Annotated in this window: 1 protein-coding gene; it reads left to right on the top strand. The window is 61.0% G+C overall.

Annotation, left to right across the window (positions count from 1 at the left end; translation table 11 throughout):
* The coding region (locus AC0L2Y_RS34725) for a transposase domain-containing protein (RefSeq protein ID WP_473562358.1) at positions 1-201 on the top strand (201 nt) is incomplete at its 5' end.
* Positions 202-223 lie beyond the last annotated feature (22 nt).

The raw sequence follows: 223 nt of genomic DNA, 5'->3' as shown, positions 1-223 counted from the left end.
ACAATTACTCGTAAGAACAGCCTCTTCGCTGGCAGCGACGGCGGCGGACGGACATGGGCGACCATCGCCACGCTGCTGACCACCGCCAAGATGAACCAGGTCGATCCGCACGCCTGGCTCACCCAGACCCTCGAGCGTATCGCCAATGGCTGGCCAAACAGCGATATCGAGGCGCTTATGCCTTGGAACTACCAGCGCTGAACGGCATCAGCTACCCGCTTAC

The organism is Mesorhizobium sp. WSM4830 (assembly GCF_055811495.1).
This window is presented reverse-complemented; position numbering and strand designations above follow the sequence as displayed.